At 66.2% G+C, this 1,009-nt stretch carries 1 pseudogene; it reads right to left on the bottom strand.

Going from position 1 to position 1,009, the window contains the following annotated elements:
• Positions 1 to 1,009, bottom strand: a pseudogene (locus BMF89_RS19070) (pyruvate dehydrogenase (acetyl-transferring), homodimeric type); the annotation flags it as partial.

Here is a 1,009-nt window from a genome sequence, read left to right on the forward strand (position 1 = left end):
ACGACGATGGAGTGGGTGTCGTTTTTGAAGAAGCGTCGTGCGGCTTGGCGGGTGTCGGAGAATCCGAAGCCGTCGGCGCCGAGGGAGGCGAATTCGTTGGGGATGAATTGGCGGATCTGGTCCGGGACGGCCTTCATGTAGTCGGTGACGGCGATGACCGGTCCGGTGGCGCCTGCGAGTTGCTGGGCGACGAACGGGGTGCGGGGTTCTTCGCCGGGGTTCAGGAAGGCGTGTTCTTCGGCGGCGAGTCCGTCGCGTCGGAGTTCGTTCCAGGAAGTCACGGACCAGACGTCCGCGGAGACGCCCCAGTCCTGGGCGAGGACTTTCTGGGCTTCCAGGGCCCAGGGGACCGAGACGCCGGAGGCCAGGAGCTGCGCGCGGGGCCCGTCGGTTTTCGCCGGGCTGAGCCGGTAGATGCCTTTGAGGACGCCGTTGACGTCGAGGTTCTCGGGTTCGTTCGGCTGGGTGATCGGTTCGTTGTACACGGTGAGGTAGTACATCACGTTCCGGTCGGCGGAGTTCTCTCCGTACATGCGTTCGAGGCCGTCGCGGATGATGTGTCCGATTTCGTAGCCGTAGGCGGGGTCGTAGGTGAGGACGGCGGGGTTGGTGGAGGCCAGGATGGGGGAGTGTCCGTCGGCGTGTTGGAGTCCTTCGCCGGTGAGGGTGGTCCGTCCTGCGGTGGCGCCGATGATGAAGCCGCGGGTCATTTGGTCCGCGGCGGCCCAGAAGGCGTCGCCGGTGCGTTGGAAGCCGAACATGGAGTAGAACACGTAGATCGGCACGAGGGGTTCGCCGTGGGTGGCGTAGGCGGTGCCGGCGGCGGTGAAGGCCGCGACGGCGCCGGCTTCGTTGATGCCGGGGTGGATGAGTTGGCCCATGGGGGATTCCTTGTAGGCCAGGACGAGGTCCCGGTCCACGGAGAGGTAGTTCTGGCCGCCCGGGTTGTAGATCTTCGCGGTCGGGAAGAACGCGTCCATGCCGAAGGTCCGCGACTCGTCCGGGACGA

The sequence above is a fragment of the Arthrobacter sp. SRS-W-1-2016 genome, assembly GCF_002009585.1.
GTDB classification, from domain to species: Bacteria; Actinomycetota; Actinomycetes; order Actinomycetales; family Micrococcaceae; genus Arthrobacter; species Arthrobacter bambusae_A.